General features: G+C 47.5%; 17 protein-coding genes, 1 tRNA gene and 1 riboswitch. Of the genes, 13 read left to right on the forward strand and 5 right to left on the reverse strand.

Annotated features, from left to right (window positions below; translation table 11 throughout):
* From U4956_RS10945 to U4956_RS10995, 11 genes are all read left to right on the forward strand, one after another.
* Nucleotides 1-384, forward strand: coding sequence for a hypothetical protein (locus tag U4956_RS10945; protein WP_323090725.1), 384 nt, complete (start codon nt 1-3; stop codon nt 382-384).
* Nucleotides 381-1,088 (forward strand): FoF1 ATP synthase subunit A, encoded by a 708-nt coding sequence (locus tag U4956_RS10950; protein ID WP_323090726.1) that lies wholly within the window; start codon nt 381-383, stop codon nt 1,086-1,088. The genes U4956_RS10945 and U4956_RS10950 overlap by 4 nt, the downstream gene beginning before the upstream one ends.
* A 181-nt stretch (nt 1,089-1,269) precedes the next feature.
* A complete protein-coding gene (gene atpE, locus U4956_RS10955) occupies nt 1,270-1,512 on the forward strand; it encodes an ATP synthase F0 subunit C (RefSeq protein ID WP_323090727.1) in 243 nt (80 codons plus the stop codon).
* A 19-nt stretch (nt 1,513-1,531) separates the two neighbouring features.
* Nucleotides 1,532-2,047: a F0F1 ATP synthase subunit B gene (gene atpF / locus U4956_RS10960; RefSeq protein ID WP_323090728.1), complete on the forward strand. Its 516-nt coding sequence runs from the start codon at nt 1,532-1,534 to the stop codon at nt 2,045-2,047.
* Entirely contained in the window at nt 2,041-2,574 is a 534-nt protein-coding gene (atpH, locus tag U4956_RS10965) for an ATP synthase F1 subunit delta (protein WP_323090730.1), read from the forward strand. The genes atpF and atpH overlap by 7 nt, the downstream gene beginning before the upstream one ends.
* Before the next feature lie 15 nt (nt 2,575-2,589).
* Entirely contained in the window at nt 2,590-4,110 is a 1,521-nt protein-coding gene (atpA, locus tag U4956_RS10970; protein ID WP_323090731.1) for a F0F1 ATP synthase subunit alpha, read from the forward strand.
* A 1-nt stretch (nt 4,111) separates the two neighbouring features.
* Nucleotides 4,112-4,960 (forward strand): ATP synthase F1 subunit gamma, encoded by an 849-nt coding sequence (gene atpG / locus U4956_RS10975; RefSeq protein ID WP_323090732.1) that lies wholly within the window; start codon nt 4,112-4,114, stop codon nt 4,958-4,960.
* A gap of 18 nt (nt 4,961-4,978) precedes the next feature.
* Nucleotides 4,979-6,424: a F0F1 ATP synthase subunit beta gene (gene atpD / locus U4956_RS10980; RefSeq protein ID WP_323090733.1), complete on the forward strand. Its 1,446-nt coding sequence runs from the start codon at nt 4,979-4,981 to the stop codon at nt 6,422-6,424.
* Nucleotides 6,421-6,825: an ATP synthase F1 subunit epsilon gene (gene atpC, locus U4956_RS10985; RefSeq protein ID WP_323090735.1), complete on the forward strand. Its 405-nt coding sequence runs from the start codon at nt 6,421-6,423 to the stop codon at nt 6,823-6,825. Before atpD ends, atpC begins: the two co-directional genes overlap by 4 nt.
* Nucleotides 6,826-7,324: 499 nt before the next feature.
* Nucleotides 7,325-8,227 (forward strand): UDP-N-acetylmuramate dehydrogenase, encoded by a 903-nt coding sequence (gene murB, locus U4956_RS10990; RefSeq protein ID WP_323091500.1) that lies wholly within the window; start codon nt 7,325-7,327, stop codon nt 8,225-8,227.
* A gap of 174 nt (nt 8,228-8,401) precedes the next feature.
* Nucleotides 8,402-10,087 carry an ammonium transporter gene (locus U4956_RS10995; RefSeq protein WP_323090736.1) on the forward strand — a complete coding sequence of 562 codons (1,686 nt, stop codon included), beginning with the start codon at nt 8,402-8,404 and terminating at the stop codon, nt 10,085-10,087.
* Between the two features lie 658 nt (nt 10,088-10,745).
* Here U4956_RS10995 and U4956_RS11000 read toward each other — a convergent pair.
* The 3 genes from U4956_RS11000 to U4956_RS11010 all read right to left on the reverse strand — a co-directional run bounded on the left by U4956_RS11000 (nt 10,746) and on the right by U4956_RS11010 (nt 13,633).
* A complete protein-coding gene (locus U4956_RS11000; protein WP_323090737.1) occupies nt 10,746-11,723 on the reverse strand; it encodes a GNAT family N-acetyltransferase in 978 nt (325 codons plus the stop codon).
* A 246-nt stretch (nt 11,724-11,969) separates the two neighbouring features.
* Nucleotides 11,970-13,085, reverse strand: a complete 1,116-nt coding sequence (locus tag U4956_RS11005) for a VanZ family protein (RefSeq protein WP_323090738.1) — start codon at nt 13,083-13,085, stop codon at nt 11,970-11,972.
* A 332-nt stretch (nt 13,086-13,417) separates the two neighbouring features.
* Nucleotides 13,418-13,633 carry a hypothetical protein gene (locus U4956_RS11010; protein ID WP_323090739.1) on the reverse strand — a complete coding sequence of 72 codons (216 nt, stop codon included), beginning with the start codon at nt 13,631-13,633 and terminating at the stop codon, nt 13,418-13,420.
* A gap of 200 nt (nt 13,634-13,833) precedes the next feature.
* A riboswitch (FMN riboswitch) is annotated at nt 13,834-13,949 on the forward strand.
* Between the two features lie 77 nt (nt 13,950-14,026).
* On the opposite strand from U4956_RS11010, the gene U4956_RS11015 reads away from it, so the two are divergent.
* Both U4956_RS11015 and U4956_RS11020 read left to right on the forward strand, forming a co-directional pair.
* Nucleotides 14,027-14,680, forward strand: coding sequence for an ECF transporter S component (locus U4956_RS11015; RefSeq protein ID WP_323090741.1), 654 nt, complete (start codon nt 14,027-14,029; stop codon nt 14,678-14,680).
* Nucleotides 14,681-15,027: 347 nt separating this feature from the next.
* Nucleotides 15,028-15,495, forward strand: coding sequence for a pyridoxamine 5'-phosphate oxidase family protein (locus tag U4956_RS11020; protein WP_323090742.1), 468 nt, complete (start codon nt 15,028-15,030; stop codon nt 15,493-15,495).
* A 298-nt stretch (nt 15,496-15,793) separates the two neighbouring features.
* Here the strand turns inward: U4956_RS11020 and U4956_RS11025 are convergent.
* Both U4956_RS11025 and U4956_RS11030 read right to left on the reverse strand, forming a co-directional pair.
* Nucleotides 15,794-15,869 (reverse strand) — tRNA-His (locus U4956_RS11025).
* Between the two features lie 310 nt (nt 15,870-16,179).
* Entirely contained in the window at nt 16,180-16,929 is a 750-nt protein-coding gene (locus U4956_RS11030; RefSeq protein WP_323090744.1) for a class I SAM-dependent methyltransferase, read from the reverse strand.
* Between the last annotated feature and the right edge of the window lie 160 nt (nt 16,930-17,089).

Below are 17,089 nucleotides of genomic sequence, written 5' to 3' on the forward strand. Positions count from 1 at the left end.
ATGAGTGATGGACTGAAACGCATCATCAAAGACTCTTTTTACATCACACTCGCACTGGATGCTGTCCTGCTGGTTGTGTTCTGGCTTTTATGGCCGGTATCGAAACGCACCTTGGCCTGCCTGGGTGTTGTCTACGGCAGTGCGGTTGCGATGGCGGGACTTGTCATGATCTGTTCCATGGTCAATGGATTGACTGTGTCCGTCCAGAAAGGAAAGAGCAAAGGAAGAACAGGCTACTATCTGCGGTATGCATTTTACGCAGTCTGCCTGGGACTTGGAGCATGGCTGATGAAATTCAGTGTGCTTGCTATGCTTGCAGGGATTATTGCCCAGAAAGCCAGCCTGGTGCTGTACTCTCTCAAACAACGAAAGGACCGAAAATGAGTGACGTTTCTCAGATTGTAATCCATATCGGCTCCTTTGATTTTCCGATCCACCAGTCGATTCTCGTCTGGCTGGTCATTTGTGTGGTGATGGCCATTGTGGCCTGTATTGCCGGCAAAAAAATTGAAAATGCGGACCCGGCCAAAGCCCCGACAGGCATTGTCTACTGGTCCGAGGAGCTCTACAATCTCTGCCTTTATGTCATTAAGGGCAACCTGAAAGAGCAGACCGTTCATTATCTGCCAATGTTTGGCACGATCATGGTCGGTATGCTGCTTGCAAACCTGGTTGGACTGATTGGCTTTCAGAACCCAACATCCAACGTATCGTTCAACGCAACCCTTGCGCTGATGTTTTTCTTAATGATCCAGACCCACGGCATTACCAAGCACGGTCTTGGTGCCCGCCTCAAAGAGCTGACCGAGCCAATGTGGTTGTTAACGCCTTTGAATATTATTGGAGAACTTGCTCTGCCGATTTCGCTGACCATGCGTCTTTTCGGTAATATCCTGGCTGGATCCATTATTTCTTTACTGATCTACACACTGATCAAATCGATTGCACCCTGGGGCTACCTGGGCCTGACGCTTACCCCGTTTATCCATATGTATTTTGATATCTTCTCGGGCGTGATTCAGACCTATATCTTCTTTACCCTGGGTACCTACTTCCTGGGACAGCAAGTTGTTCCAGACGAAGAATAGTTTTTGTTTTCAGGAAAAGCAGAGACATCTGGAATTCTCTGGACAGCCGATTTGCCTAGCGCAAGTTTGTTCACGACTTGCCTCCAGACGATCGAGAAGGTCTCTGGCTTAAAACTGAAGCAGGCGGACTCTGCTTGTGAGTGATGGTGTCCGCCTTATAAATAAGGAGAAATCAGACATTATGTTTAATGAAGAATTCGTAAGAGGTATGGCAGTACTTGGTGCTGGTATCGCTATGGTCGCTGGTCTTGGTCCTGGTATTGGTCAGGGTTTTGCCGCTGGTAAAGGTGCCGAAGCGGTTGGCCGCAATCCGGATGCATCCGGTAAAATCCAGTCCATCATGGTTCTTGGTATCGCGCTTGCCGAGACCACTGGTATCTATGCTTTGATCATCGCCATTCTGCTTATCTTTGTTAAAGGCTAAGAAAAAGTGGTGAGATCCGATGATTGATTTCAATATTGATAACTACTTAAGAATATCCTGGCCGGATGTTCTTCTGGTATGCATCTCAACATTCATCATCGTCGTCATCTGCAAACATTTCTTCTGGAATAAGCTGTTAGCGTTTATCCAGAAACGGCAGGCACTCATTCAGGACAATATTGACGCTTCTGAAAAACTCAGACAGGAAGCCAAAGTCCAGAAAGACAAATACGATGCCCAACTGGCATCCGCAGGTGCCAAAGCCAACCAGATTATTGATCAGGCCCGCCGCGAAGCGGATGCCGAGAAAACCCAGATCATCGATTCTGCGAAGAATCAGGCCAGAAATATTGAGCGCGCAGCGCATGAAGATATTGAACGCGACAAACTGAAAGCACAGAAAGAAATGAAAGATGCCATTACCGATGTCGCTTTAGCCGCTGCAGGTCAGATTCTTGAACAGGAAATCGATGCCGACAAGCAGAAAGATATTCTCGACAAACTGATTGATCAGGCAGGTGAAGGCAGATGGTAGACAAAAGCCTGCCCTATGCACAGGCTCTGCTGTCCATCGGACAGGATACTGGAGCGGAAGACACTTTTTTAGAAGAACTGGTAAAAACCAGAACCGTCCTTCTGGAAAATGAGCAGCTGATCCAGGTTCTGCGCCATCCGGCAATTTCCAATGTAGAGAAAGAGAAGATGCTTCTCGAAATCTTCAAAGGAGATTTTTCAGAACCGTATCAGGACTTTCTGAAAGTTGTCTGCCGTCATTCGATGGCCGGCTGCCTGGCAGAGATTGCCGACGATTACGCCAGGCTGCTCGACGAAAGCCGTCACATTCAGACGGTAAAAGTCATTTCTGCTGCTCCACTGGATGAAGCACAGAAAGAAAAACTGACCGCTGTTCTCGAAAAGAAACTTGGCGGCCAGGTACGACTGCAGTGCAGCATCGACGAAAAGCTGATTGCCGGTATGAAGATCCAGACCGAAGATTCCGTTCTGGATGCGACCTATCTCGGTCAGCTTGAAAAAATGAAAGAACAGCTTGTCAAAAGCTGAAAACAGGTGATGTGAATGAGTTTAAATCCCGCAGAGATTTCAAAACTGATCAAAGCACAGATCCAGAATGTTGACAAAGATGTAGAAATGAACGAAAGCGGAACCGTCCTCAGTGTTGGGGATGGGATTGCAACCGTTTATGGACTGAAAAACGCTATGATGTCCGAACTTCTTCTGTTCCCGCACGATGTCTATGGCATGGTGCTCAACCTTGAAGAAGACCAGGTCGGCGTTGTTTTGATGAGTGATAATCCGGATATCAAAGAAGGGGATACTGTTAAACGGACTGGCCACGTTGTCGAAGTACCTGTCGGCGACGGCATGTTAGGCCGCGTTGTCAACGCGCTCGGTCAGCCTATTGATGGTAAAGGCCCTATCGAAGGAACCAGCCTGCGTCCGGTAGAACGGGTAGCTCCGGGTGTTATGACCCGTAAAAGTGTATCCGTACCTTTACAGACTGGTCTGAAAATTATTGACTCCATGATCCCAATCGGCCGTGGTCAGCGTGAGCTGATTATCGGTGACAGACAGACAGGTAAAACTGCGATTGCCATCGATACGATCATCAACCAGAAGGGTCAGGGAGTGAACTGTATCTATGTAGCGATCGGTCAGAAAGCATCCACCGTTGCCCAGATTGTTGAAAAACTCAAACAGTTTGGCGCGATGGAGTACACGACCGTCGTTGTCTCCACTGCATCGGAAGCAGCCCCATTACAGTACATTGCACCCTATGCTGGCTGTGCGATCGGTGAAGAATGGATGGAAAACGGCAAGGACGTCTTGATTGTGTACGATGACTTGTCCAAGCATGCCGTAGCCTATCGTGCAATGGCCCTGCTGCTTCGCAGACCACCAGGACGTGAAGCTTACCCAGGTGACGTTTTCTATCTGCATTCCAGACTGCTCGAACGAGCAGCCCGTCTCAATGAAAACCATGGCGGCGGTTCTTTAACAGCCCTGCCGATCATTGAAACCCAGGCCGGTGATATCGCCGCCTACATTCCAACCAATGTTATTTCCATTACCGATGGACAGATCTTCTTAAAGACCGATATGTTCAATGCCGGTCTTCGTCCTGCTGTAGACTCCGGTCTTTCCGTATCCCGTGTAGGATCGGCTGCGCAGGTAAAAGCCATGAAGCAGGTTTCCGGTTCTTTGAAACTGGAACTGGCTCAGTTTGCCGAAATGGAGGCCTTCTCCAAATTCGGATCTGATTTGGATGCTGCAACGGCTGAAGTTCTGAACCATGGTAACCGTCTGACCCAGCTGCTGGTTCAGAAACAGTATTCTCCGCTTTCCATGCCGGAAGAAGTGCTTTCGCTGTTCACGGGCAAATACAAATATCTGCGTACGATTCCAGTCGATAAAGTTCAGGATTTCGAAGATCAGATGCTGATGTTCTTCAAGACCGAACATCCAGAAATTCTCGAAGAGATCGCTGAAAAGAAAGTGCTGGATGACGAACTGACTGCCAGAATCAAGGAGCTGATGGACAGCTTCCTTGAAGATTACAAAGTAAAGGCAGGACTGTAGTATGCCAGCAAGCAAGCAGGCGATTAAAGGAAGAATCGCGTCGGTCGGTTCAACCAAGAAAATCACCAATGCCATGCAGATGGTCGCCAGCGCGAAACTTGCCAAAACACGCACGAACATGGAAAAAAACCGCGAATACGCCAACGGACTCCAGGAAGTTCTCGGTATGGTTCTTGCCAGAGCGGATCAAGGCAGCCGGCTGCTCAAAGATGATCAGTCCAAGCCTTCCTTCCTGTTTGTCATTACGTCCGATATGGGCCTTTGCGGCGGCTACAATGCCAATGTCTTCAAAACCCTTGAAAACCAGCTGCGAGATGTTGATTATGTGGTCATGATCGGCTCTCACGGGGCTTCATGGGCGAAGTCTCGAAATATTCAGCTTCACGAAACGTTCATCGACCTCAATGAAGATGATGCCTACCAGGTGTTGTCTTCTTGCATCGATGAAGCTCTCCGGCTTTTCAATGAGCATAAGATCGGCTCGATCAAAGTGCTCTACACTCGTTACGTCAATACCCTGACTTTCGAACCGGAAGTAGAAACCCTGCTTCCGCCAACGCCGCCAAAAGCGACGCAGGAAAAGAAAGTCAGAGCCCAGACGATTTTCGAACCGGAAAAATCCGTTATGCTCGCTTCGCTGATTCCAATGATTGCCAAATCCGTTCTGTATTCCAAATACATGGAAAGCAAGACCAGTGAACAGGCCTCCCGCCGTATGGCGATGGAAAATGCGACCGATAATGCGGAAGAACTCCTGGATAAACTCAACCTCGAATACAACCGTGTAAGACAGTCTGCGATTACCCAGGAAATTACAGAAATCGTTGGCGGAGCCAACGCCCTGAAGTAGAAAGGATGCGAATCTGTGATGGAAAACAAAGTAGCATCTGCACCAGTCACAAATGACACACAGAATACAGGGGTAGTCACTCAGATCGTCGGTCCTGTTGTCGACATCCGATTTGCCAGCGGCAAACTCCCTGACCTGTTAACCGCAATTAAAATCCCTCTGGCTGACGACAAGTCTCTGACTGTCGAAGTTGCACAGGGAATCGGTAATGACCTTGTTCGCTGCATTGCGATGGGGTCTACCGATGGACTGGTCCGCGGTATGAAAGCAATTGATACGGGAGCACCCATTCAGACCCCAATCGGTGAAGAAGTGCTTGGCCGTATGTTTAACGTCCTTGGCGAGCCGATCGATGAACTTGGTCCGGTCAACGCCAAACACTATGCCCCGATTCATCGGGAAGCGCCAAAATTTGACGAACAGTCAACCACATCGGCGATCCTCGAAACGGGAATTAAAGTAATTGACCTGCTTACCCCATATGCCCGTGGTGGTAAGATCGGTCTGTTCGGTGGCGCCGGTGTCGGCAAAACCGTACTGATTCAGGAGCTGATTCACAACATCGCTTCTGAACATGGTGGTAAATCTGTCGTTGTAGGCGTTGGTGAACGCACCCGTGAGGGAAACGACATGTATTGGGAAATGAAAGAGTCCGGCGTACTGGATAAAACCGTTCTGGTTTATGGCCAGATGAACGAATCTCCAGGTGCCCGTATGCGAGTTGGTCTGACCGGACTGACAATGGCTGAATACTTCCGTGATGTTGAACATCAGGACGTACTGCTCTTTATTGATAACATTTTCCGTTTCACACAGGCTGGTTCTGAAGTCTCCGCGCTGTTAGGTCGTGTACCATCAGCCGTAGGTTACCAGCCAACCCTGGCCACTGAAATGGGTCAGCTGCAAGAACGAATCACTTCGACCAAAGATGGATCAATCACGTCCATCCAGGCCGTTTATGTCCCTGCAGATGACCTGACTGACCCTGCTCCAGCAACAACTTTCTCCCACCTGGATGCAAAAACCGTACTGGATCGTTCCATTGCGGCCCTGGGTATTTTCCCGGCTGTAGACCCGCTGGAATCTTCTTCCCGTATGCTGGATCCTCAGGTCATCGGAGAACGTCATTATAAAGTTGCCCGCGGTGTTCAGGAAATTTTGCAGAAGTACAATGAGCTGCAGGATATCATCGCCATTCTGGGTATGGACGAACTGTCCGAAGAAGACAAGAAGATCGTTAACCGGGCAAGACGTGTCCGTAACTTCCTGTCTCAGCCATTCCATGTCGCCGAAGTCTTCTCTGGAATTAAGGGAGAATACGTTCCTTTGGAAACTACGATCGATTCCTTTGAGAAACTGTTATCCGGTGAATATGACAACCTGCCAGAGCAGGCCTTCATGTTCGTAGGTTCTATTGAAGAAGCTGTCGCAAAAGCAAAACAGATTGAGGAAGACGTCAAGTGATCGATCTCAAGATTGTTACGCCTGAAGGCCGCTATCTTGAAGAACCTGTATCCGCTCTTCACGCCAAAAGTGTTGTGGGTGAATTTACTCTGCTGCCAAACCACATGCCAATTGTCATGTCTTTGGTCCCCTGTAAGCTTACTCTGACGCTTGAGGGTGGAAACAAGGAAGAGTATGCGATTTCTGGCGGTGTTTTACATTTCGATGAAAACAAAGCCACCTTGCTTTGCGATGCCATCGAAGGCAAAGCCGAAATCGATATTCCACGTGCTCAGGCCGCCTACAAGCGCGCCAGAGCACGGATCGAAAAACGTGATTCCACAACCCAGATGCAGCGTGCCGAACTGGCTATGCAGCGTGCCATCAACCGTCTGTCTGTAACTGGCAACCAGCCGAAATAGAAAGGCGATTGATCAGTCTCTGGACTTGTCGAATGCATCAGCCGCTATTCCAGGCAAACCATTACAAGCGCCGTACACTCGTGTCACGGCGCTTTTTTCTGCACGAAAGAGGTGTTTGCCTGCGAGGAGGGAAACAATCGGACAGCAGCCTGAATGGAGCGACAACAGCCGGCTGGTGACAATGGCCAGCAGAGTGGGCAGGCTCCAGAATCAAGTGACAGCAGCCCGAACGGAGCAGAATCAGACAGAGAAAGCGGGAATCAATCAGAAGAAAGCGAACCAGCAGATACTCAGCCGCTCTTTCCCTTCCGGTCGACTTCAGACAATGCCTTTGGAATGCATTGTTCAGGGCGCAATTCACGATATAATTCTCTCAGGCTATCAAGATTATCAAGATAGCGCCAAAAAATCTGGGCTTATTCAGTCCGTTGATCAGACTGAATATCGAGTTCATCCGGCTGCTTTTAAGCTGGCTGTCTGACAAAAACACATTCGAAAAATCAAATCCACTTTAAGGAGGAGTTCTATGAACTATAAAACAGGTGTACAGCTCAAAGACTATACAACTTTGAAAATCGGTGGGGAAGCCGCCCGTTTTTACGAGCCGGAATCTATTGCTGAGATTCAGGAAATTTTAAAAGAACACAAAGAAAGCAATCTGCCGCTGGTGATTCTTGGCAATGGCAGCAATATGTTATTCGAAGATGAGGGCTATGATGGCTCCATCATTCATATTTCTGATAAACTGGCTGGAATTGAGCCAATGGATGAAACAACTGTTCGGGTCTATGCCGGGCAGGAAAACGGCGATCTGGCGCTATGGCTGGCTGATCATGGCCTGGGCGGCTTTGAATTTGCCAGCGGAATTCCAGGTACAGTTGGCGGGGCCGTCATTATGAATGCCGGCGCGTATGATGGGGAATTCAAGGATATCCTGAAATCCGTTGGGTATCTGGATGAAAATGGTGATTTGCACGAAGCTGATGCGACCAATCTGGATTTAGGCTACCGTCACTCCTGGTTTACGGATCATTTTGGGGTGGTTGTCTATGCGGATCTTCAATTTGAACCCAAGCCTTCCAAAGAAGTCCATGCCAAGATTCAGGAACTGCATGATAAACGCTATTCGAAACAGCCAATGGATAAAGCTTCAGCGGGTTCCACCTTCAAGCGCCCAAGCCAGGGCTATGCGTCGGCTTTGATCCATCAGTGCGGCTTGCAGGGCCGGGCAGTAGGCGATGCAATGGTTTCAACCAAGCATGCAGGCTTTTTAATCAACGACGGCAACGCCTCCTGTAAGGAATTTCTGGAGCTGGTGCGCATTGTTGAAGACGAAGTTCTTGCCCAGACAGGCATAAAACTTGATTTAGAAGTGCGTTTTATCCCAAAAAAGACGGATTGAAATCGCTTTCTACAGTTTTTTTGAGTGAGTATGTCGAAAAGATGTGAATATCAGTTGCGATTATCGAGCAACAGTCGTAATCTCTAACCATCCAAAGACGGCAAAGGCGCCGAGACTTCCAAAGACGGGAGTTTCGGCGCCTTTTTCGTTTTTTATAGAAAGAGAGGATGACTTATGGTCAACGAAGTTTTATCTGAGGTTTTCGGAATCTGGTATCTGATCGGTGCATCTCTGGTCTTCTTTATGCAAGCCGGTTTTGCGATGGTCGAAGCTGGATTTACCCGCGCGAAAAACGCAGGCAACATCATCATGAAAAACACGATGGATTTCTGCTTAGGAGCAGTTGCCTTCCTGTTTATTGGCTACTCACTGTTATGTGGTGATGGAAATGGATTCATCGGCTGGGGTCAGAACCCACTGTTCGACTTTGCCGGAACAAACTGGTCTTTATTTACGTTCAACCTTGTCTTCTGCGCAACCGCAGCAACGATCGTATCGGGCGCAATGGCTGAAAGAACGAAATTCCTGTCTTACTGCATTTACTCGATCATGATCTCCCTGGTGATCTACCCAATCGAAGCGCACTGGGTATGGGGTCCAGGCGGATGGTTAACCGCAATGGGATTCCACGATTTCGCCGGATCGGCTGTCATCCACTTTGTTGGCGGCACCTGTGCTCTGATCGGTGCCTCGATGCTTGGACCGAGAATTGGTAAATTCTCCAAAGATGGAAAACCAAATGGTATTCCTGGTCATAACATCACAATTGGTGCTCTTGGCGTCTTCATTCTCTGGTTTGGCTGGTACGGATTCAATGGTGCCGCTGCTGTCAATGGACTTCAGCTTTCTACAATCTTTGCAACAACAACCATCGCTCCAGCGCTGGCTGCCTGCACAACAATGATTTACACCTGGCTGCGTTACGGAAAACCAGATGTTGCAATGACCCTGAACGCAGCGCTTGGCGGCCTGGTTGCCATTACCGCCGGATGTGATGCAGTCAATGCTTTAGGTGCCTTCATTATCGGGATTCTGGCTGGTCTGGTTGTTCCGTTTATCACCTGGCTGCTGGATTACAAATTAAAAGTTGATGATCCAGTTGGCGCTATCCCTGTTCATCTTGGATGCGGCATCCTGGGAACTATCTGTGTTGGTTTATTTGCCTGTGGAACAGATACAATGCCTGTTCCTGTCGGCCTGTTCTATGGCGGCGGCTTCCATCAGCTGGGCATCCAGTTCCTTGGTCTTCTGGCCATTGGTACATGGACTGCCATCACAATCTTTATTACCTTCTACTGCATCAAGAAAACAATTGGTCTGCGTGTGTCTTCCAAAGAAGAAATCCGCGGCCTGGATCTTGAAGAACATGGTCTTGAAACTGCTTATGCCGGCTTTGCAATGGAAACTGAAATGTTATCCGATGACGAACAGCCAATCGTTGAAATCAAAGCTCCAGAAGTCACTCTGGATCAGGCTGTGCCAGCAACCGTAATTGGTGAGGGCAGCGGCATTCATAAAGTTGTTATTGTTTCGGGTATCGATAAGTTCGAACGCCTGAAAAAAGAACTCGAAAAAATCGGTATTGGTGGTATGACCGTTTCCAATGTAATGGGCATGGGTGTTCAGAAAGGACAGCCAGTCTACTACAAAGGTGCTGAAGTCAAATCTCGTCTGTTACCAAAAATGCAGGCTGAAGTGGTTGTATGCAAAGTGCCTGTTGAACAGGTTGTCAAAGCCGCTCAGAAAGCTCTGTACACCGGCAATATCGGTGATGGTAAAGTCTTCGTTTATCCAGTCGAAGATGTTGTCCGCATCTCCACTGGTGCAACTGGCGCCCAGGCACTGGATTACGAAAAATAGACTGCCTGTGACTTTCATGGATTCAGATGCATGATCGGATCCGATTCATGGTCGTGATCTGAACCCTGTCTGAATGTCTTTTGAAATCGGGCCTGATCAAAAAAGACATTCCCTCATCTTCAACCCAATCAAAAACGAATATTTCCACAGCATCCGGAAGGATTCAGAATGCCACGTCTGAATTTTCCTGGATGCTGCCGTGTATAAATAGGTTTTATCCCGTTTTCCCAAGCTTTACCCGGTTTCTGTTCGAATCAGCGATGTCCATTTGCATCCGTTCAAACAGATATTGGACCTGACTTTAAAAAGAACGAACGAGTGATCAGCCTGCCCCACAACAGGCAGACCAATCCACAGGAAATGCTTTTCGGTTTTCGGATCTGTTTTTTCTGCCCTGTTTTGAAGTGGTTTTGAACATGAGCCTGGTCAGAACCTTCAAATCAGCCAAGCAGATCCCTTCTTATTGACTTTGCAGACTGTCCTCCTTTCATCCATACTCTCAAGTCTGCAAACTGACGATGCTAAACCCGCTCCCTTCCGTTCTCCTTAGTAAATCGTGGCAGATTTACAAAACGCCCTCTGACTGTTTGTCCAGAAACAGTCAGAGGGCAGTTTTTTTGTCCTGAAAGGTGAATATGAACTGGACGCTCTTCAGCAATCAGAATGTCCAGGAGCCTGGTTCTTCGTCAAATTCCGGTTCGTATTCTTCTTCGGGAAGGTTCTGGTCTTTAGCCAGAATCAGAAGGTCTTTGCGCCGATTGATGGTCTGATAGCCATTGGCTGCCCAGAATTTTAAAGTTGGTTCATTGTTGGGACGCACGGCCAGTTCAATATGGGCAAAGCGCGCTCGGGCAAGTGCGCCTTCCAGATCCTGAACGATCTGGCGGCCAAGACCCTGTTTTTGCTGGTCAGAAGCAACCATCAACAAGCCAATCCAGGCCTGCATTTCTTTAGGATAGTCCAGAATCAGATCCAGAATGGCCACCAGTTGATCCCCCTGGAAGTAACCCAGATAAAATTTCTGGTCAAGCAGAGTGTGCGGCGGAACGCGGACCAGGTCGGTTTTAACAGAACGTAAAGAAGGCATTGGCGGCTCAAAGCGGAAAAATTTTGGATTGCTTCGCATCAGTTTGAGAATCTGGCCGGCCTGCCGGTCAGAAAGCAGCTTTACGTCAAATTCATTCGACAGATCACGCAGGGAAATCTGATGACGGCAGGGAATTTCCTGATCCCGACACCATTCTTCCAGAATGTCAGCTCCTCTTTCGTTGCGGTACTGGTAATAATCTTCCAGAAGACCTGCCCGGTCCAGCCGGTTTCGGTAATTCTGGAAAGGAGAAGGCTGCCTGAGAATGGTCAGCAGATCCCGGAGAACGGCTTCAGGAACAAAGTCGGTATATTCATCCATAATGTCCAGCTCATGAAGATCGCGGGCTTTCGGAAGCCGTATGAGTTGATGTTTCTGTTCGAGGTCAAGGGCTTCATCCAGACTCATATCCGGATTGCGGTATTTTGGATGGTCAGAAACTTTCCACAAATCACCGGTTGCCACATCCAAGAACAGTTCACTGTCTTTGCCAGTCCAAAAGCATTGTTGGGCAGCGTCTTCCAGATGCAGCATTGCTTTTTCATCCATATCAATTTCCTCTTTCTATTCTGCCTGATTTTGAAAACGAACGGATGACCTGATAGAGGCATCCGTTCCAATTCGGTTTGGGCCATTTCCCAATATGGAGATGGCGCAGATCTTGTATTTCATTTTAATCCAGAGCGATATTTTGCCAACCGAATTTTGGAGGATGTTTTAGTTCTATCCAGAAGACCATCTTTGTTTTGGACTTGAAGCCGGTTTTGGATCAAAGAAAAAGCAGCCAGCATTTTTTTACTGGCTGCGTGCAGGAATTTGAATATCAGAGATCACGATGGTCCGGCTTAGAAGTCCCGGAATGGATTGCCTTCTGGTAAAGCACAGGATAACAGAACAGATCATGAAGGCCATATAGAAATAACAGAGAACGGTACTGACCAGAAATGGATTCCAGGGCAGATGGCCGGATTCATCGACCAGAAACAAAGGAATGCCAATCGCAATTCCATACTGCAAAGCCAGATGGAAGAAGATCGCGAGCACGCTGGCTTTGCCATGGGTTTTCGAATTGACAATTTTCAGGCTGGTCAGCATCATCCCCAGGCTCTGTCCGCGAAAGATCGTCGCAAAGAGGGTGGTGCAGCCAATGCACACCAGCATATACAGTTTGGTCAGCGAAAAGGGGATTTGGGGAAAGGTCCGATCCAGCCACAGACTGATCAGAAAGCAGGCGTACAGATCAATTCCCATCGCCACCGAGCGGCGAAGCAGGGAAACAGTCCGGCCGCGTTCAAAACTGTTGCGATCCATCCGGTGCCGGCTGGGCAGCCATCGCCCGATCCAGGAAACGATGAGTGCGCCTAAAAAACCGCCAAGTGTATTGGAAATCAGATCATCAACATCAAAGAGCCGGTAGTTGCGGGGATAGATCCCCCAAAGTCCTGTCAGCTGAGTTGTCTCAATAAACAGCGAGAACAAGAAGGTATAGAGGATACATCTGGGCAGGCTTTGCTTGAAGTAATAGCGCAGATACATACCAAAAGGCATACACATGAGAATGTTAAAAACATACTCCTTAAACGCCTTGGTCTTGATGGCGGCAATCCAGTATTGCAGGGAGTCTGGTGATCCGTTCAGGTTTTTAAAAATATCGTGAACGAAATTGAAGGGAACCAGCTGCGCTCTGGCCATTTTCAGATTGGATACATATTCAAAACTTGGCAGCGGCAGGGCGGTTAAAAACAGAACCGTCATGACATAGAGCAGAAGCGAATAGACAACCACAATCCGCAAAGACCAGATGGATCCGTACTTATGATAATTCCAGAGAATATAGGGAATCGTGAAGACAAAGGCGACTGCCGGAAAGAAAAAGAACGAGTCTTTAATGACGGAAATATAGGTACTCAAAGTAATCACCTCCAAGAAAGCTGGAAGAAAAAGATTCTTCATAAGACAGGCCTCTTCAAGTATAGCCAGACCAGCCAGACACCATGAAAACATCAATCTTTCACTTCTGTCAGTTCAGTATACGAAAAAGGCTGAAACCAGGAGGAAGCCCTGGAAGATTTCTGATAGAAAAGTAATCGAAACAAGTCCCAAAAAAGCCTGGATTGACCGAAATTCTTCAAGGATTGATTAAAATCCTGAATCCCTGATTGGAATCCCTGATTGGAATCCTTGAAAAGGAAGAGCAGAAAAGGGAAGAGTGGAAAATGAAAAACCAGGTGCTCTGGCCTGGCTTACTTCTTTTCTGGGGGAAGCTGGTTGCGAACCTGAAAAGCGGCCATCAGTTCATTTTGCACAGCTGGGTCACTGACAAGCTGATGATCGATTTCAAAGGCAAGCTGTCCGGTTTTGCTGTTCATCAGCAAGACAACCTGTTTTCCGTTATAGTCAAAACTGCCGCCGGCACGAAATCCCTGCATGGGATCGCCGGCTTTTTTCTGTCGGGCCATATGCGTTCCTTTCCTGCGCTGCTCATAAGCTGGATGGAATCAGTCTGAAACGATCCGCAAAGATCGCCACATCCAATCCAGATCTCTGGCTGAGTTTCAGGAATATTGTAGCGACAGACCGAAAAAAACGACCAGCCAGCGCCGGAAAAAACATTCTTTTTCCGATTCTATGCCCGAAGCGCTATACTATGACATGCATAAAACCTCTTCAGGGCAGGGTGAAATTCCCTACTGGCGGTATACTCCGCGAACCTTCGGGCCGAGCCTGGTGAAACTCCGGCAGCAACAGTTAAAGTCTGGATGAAAGAAGATCTTTTTTTGTGTGCGCTTTTTCCACAGAAAAATGCCAAGAAGCAGTTTTTTGCAGTTTTCTTTGTGAGTGGAGGTGTACATATGAAAAAGATTTCAACAAAGAAAATGACCATTCTGGCACTGTTCAGTGCGCTGGCAGTTGTGCTGTGCCTGTTGTTTCGAGTGCCTTTAGTGCCTTCAGTTCCGTTTCTGACGTATGACCCCAAAGACGTCGTCATCGGGATTGCGGGATTTTTGTATGGACCAGTCAGCGCGTTTATTGTATCGGCCATCTCTTCCTTGCTGGAGCTGATGTTCCATGGCGGCAACATCCTCGACTGGCTGATGGATGTGCTTTCGAGCTGTTCTTTTATCTGCACGGCAGCCTATATCTATAAAAAGCTTCATTCGAAAAATGGTGCTTTTATCGGACTGTGCGCAGGTACAGCGGCGGCTGTGGTTGTCATGGTGATCTGGAACTATTTTGTTACACCGTTTTACTACGGTATGCCCCAGGAAGTCGTCAATGGTCTGCTGCCCGCAATTGCTTTGTTCAATTTCCTGAAAGCTGCCATCAACAGTGTCATCATTCTGCTGGTCTACAAGCCAGTTTCCAATGCGCTGCATAAATCGGGTCTGGTCGATAAACGGGAATCTTCCGTGCCTTCGAATAAGAAGACAATGGCTGTTGTTGGAACTGTAATTCTTGCAACTGTCATTGTGGCGATTCTGGCGACCATGCGTACCCTGGGATAGGGTCCAGCAAATTCTGAACAGAATTCGAATCCAGTCAAGCTTGAATTTCTGAGGATTCTGGTCTGGAAGCCCTTCGAATCGCTGCCATTGTTTCAAAGAGCCAGATGGACTATTTTTCTTGAACTCTTCATCCTGAAAGAGGTTTACAATTCATTTAAGGGATTTGAAAAAGAACTGTTTTGGCGATGGTGCCAACATTCCCTGCCTAAATCATCCCGAAAAATCGGCCTGAAAACCAACTTGACCGAAAAAACGCGTATACTAAACCTGACCCCTAAATAAGGTTCATACTGTCTGATGAACAAATAACTGAAAACTAAGAAAGAGAACGAGGAAAATAATTAAGAATGGAATGCAAGATGAACTTTGAAAAGGCAGCCGCCTTAATGGAAAATAAACTCGGCCCATGGAAAATCATGGCCCTGGCAAGCTGTGTAGACAACTACCCGATGGTACGCAATGTCTCCTGCCTGTTCTACAATGACAAAGTTTATTTCAAGACGGATAAAAATTTCCGTAAGACCCAGCAGCTCTATAAAAACTCCCGCGTGGCCATGTGCTGGAATGGAGTGCAGATCGAAGGAGATGCCGAAATCAAAGGTCTGGTTACCCGCGAACCTGGCCACCGTTTCGAAAAGCTGTACAAACAGTATCTCTGGAAATCCTACAATGCCTACTCTCACGTAGATACCGAGATTCTGGTTGAAGTCACGCCAAAACTGGTTGAAATCTGGGATGAGGATGACCAGGGCGATGCCTATCAGATTTTCATCGACTTTGAAAAGAAAGAAGCCGTTTATAAACCATACGATTAATCTTAAGGCCTGCCGGATTTCCAATCGAGATCTGGCAGGCCTTTTTCTTTAGCCTTCTGAAAGGCAAAATAAGGAGGTCAAAGAGAGAAGAGAAAAGCCTGACTAAAGTCATAGTCATAGAAGCGATAGACGCAATGAAAAAGCCGTCCGGGGATCAGCCATACCCTGTCAGCCAAAGCTGAAGGACAAAAGTGACCAGACACCAGGACGGGGATCCGGCTGCCTGTCAGTGAAGACAGGGCATAAAGACAGAGCATAAAAAAACGTGTCAGTTTCCTGACACGGAGTATTCATAAAATGGGGCGGCTGACGCGATTCGAACGCGCGCATGACGGAGCCACAATCCGTTGAGTTAACCGCTTCTCCACAACCGCCATTTAAGAATGCTTTGTTATAATACAGGGTTGGAAAGAACTTGTCAACAAATTTCTTCAGATAATTTGTTTTTCAAACCTGAGGAGATCGGGCCAAAAACACTTTGAACATTTCTGGTTTGTTTTGAATCCACAAGGTTTCTTTCCGTTGAGTATTGTCGCTGATTCTCAAGAAAAGATCAAGGACAATGACTCGATCACATCGGTTTTTAGCAGGTTTCAGACTCCTCTGCGAGCAGTGTGCGATAATTGATGTCAATTGAGTGGAGAAACGATTGAGAAAGACCATTTCTATGGCTGCTTTCTCAGATCATTCTTTTACAGATCTCGTGGCGAAAAAAGTTGGGATGTTCAGCTCATGCAGTCTGCCAGCACCGGCTGTATCTTCGTAAAGAGCAGTCAGTTTGAAGCCGGCTTCCAGCTGGCCGCCAATCTGTTCTTCGAGCGAATGCGAGAATTGAACGCCTGCATCTTCCCTTTGAAGCTGTTCCATCTGTTTCTTGTTTTTGAGGGGATTAAATGGCATATGGTTGATGATCATCTTTTCCTCTTCATCCACCATATAAATAAGGGGATGATTCATCCCGGCAATCAATACGCCGCCTTTTTTCAGGACCCGCCAGCATTCCTTCCAGATCGGTTTGACATCCTCCACATAGCAATTGGAGACCGGATGAAAGATCAAGTCAAATTCTTCTGCTTCAAACGGCAGCCGCTTCGTCATATCCGCGCAAACGATCCGGATTGGATAGCCTTCTCTTTTGGCTACAAGTCTTTCATTTTCCAGCTGTTTAGACGAATAATCCAATACCGTGCAATCGGCTCCGAGAGCGGCAAAAATCGGCATCTGCTGTCCGCCGCCGCTGGCCAGTCCCAATATCTTCTTTCCTTTCAGATCTCCAAACCATTCGTGCGGAACAGGCCTGGTCGGCGTTAAAACCACCTCCCATTGATCGTGTCTGGCTGCTTCAAATTGTTCATGCGAAATTGGAATGCCCCATTGCCAGCCAGCCTGCACCCATTTGTCGATCGTCTGGGCATTGATTTCTTGATAATTCATTGTCTGCACCTCCTTGTTGAAATCATCGACACCATTTTAACAATTGATGATACTTTGGTTCCTTACAGATTTTATTTATTTCTGAATTATATTGAAATTCATCAGAAAGCAACTTCGAAAAAGAAATTCCAGATCTAACGGTATCCGAAATTTGCAGGCC

The organism is Allobaculum sp. JKK-2023, from assembly GCF_034745455.1.
Classification (GTDB): Bacteria; Bacillota_I; Bacilli_A; order Erysipelotrichales; family Erysipelotrichaceae; genus Allobaculum.

Coding starts and splice junctions, on each gene's coding strand:
- U4956_RS10945 (WP_323090725.1), top strand. CDS start 1: ATGAGTGATGGACTGAAACGCATCATCAAAGACTCTTTTTACATCACA.
- U4956_RS10950 (WP_323090726.1), top strand. CDS start 381: ATGAGTGACGTTTCTCAGATTGTAATCCATATCGGCTCCTTTGATTTT.
- atpE (WP_323090727.1), top strand. CDS start 1,270: ATGTTTAATGAAGAATTCGTAAGAGGTATGGCAGTACTTGGTGCTGGT.
- atpF (WP_323090728.1), top strand. CDS start 1,532: ATGATTGATTTCAATATTGATAACTACTTAAGAATATCCTGGCCGGAT.
- atpH (WP_323090730.1), top strand. CDS start 2,041: ATGGTAGACAAAAGCCTGCCCTATGCACAGGCTCTGCTGTCCATCGGA.
- atpA (WP_323090731.1), top strand. CDS start 2,590: ATGAGTTTAAATCCCGCAGAGATTTCAAAACTGATCAAAGCACAGATC.
- atpG (WP_323090732.1), top strand. CDS start 4,112: ATGCCAGCAAGCAAGCAGGCGATTAAAGGAAGAATCGCGTCGGTCGGT.
- atpD (WP_323090733.1), top strand. CDS start 4,979: ATGGAAAACAAAGTAGCATCTGCACCAGTCACAAATGACACACAGAAT.
- U4956_RS10995 (WP_323090736.1), top strand. CDS start 8,402: ATGGTCAACGAAGTTTTATCTGAGGTTTTCGGAATCTGGTATCTGATC.
- U4956_RS11000 (WP_323090737.1), bottom strand. CDS start 11,723: ATGGATGAAAAAGCAATGCTGCATCTGGAAGACGCTGCCCAACAATGC.
- U4956_RS11010 (WP_323090739.1), bottom strand. CDS start 13,633: ATGGCCCGACAGAAAAAAGCCGGCGATCCCATGCAGGGATTTCGTGCC.
- U4956_RS11015 (WP_323090741.1), top strand. CDS start 14,027: ATGAAAAAGATTTCAACAAAGAAAATGACCATTCTGGCACTGTTCAGT.
- U4956_RS11020 (WP_323090742.1), top strand. CDS start 15,028: ATGGAATGCAAGATGAACTTTGAAAAGGCAGCCGCCTTAATGGAAAAT.
- U4956_RS11030 (WP_323090744.1), bottom strand. CDS start 16,929: ATGAATTATCAAGAAATCAATGCCCAGACGATCGACAAATGGGTGCAG.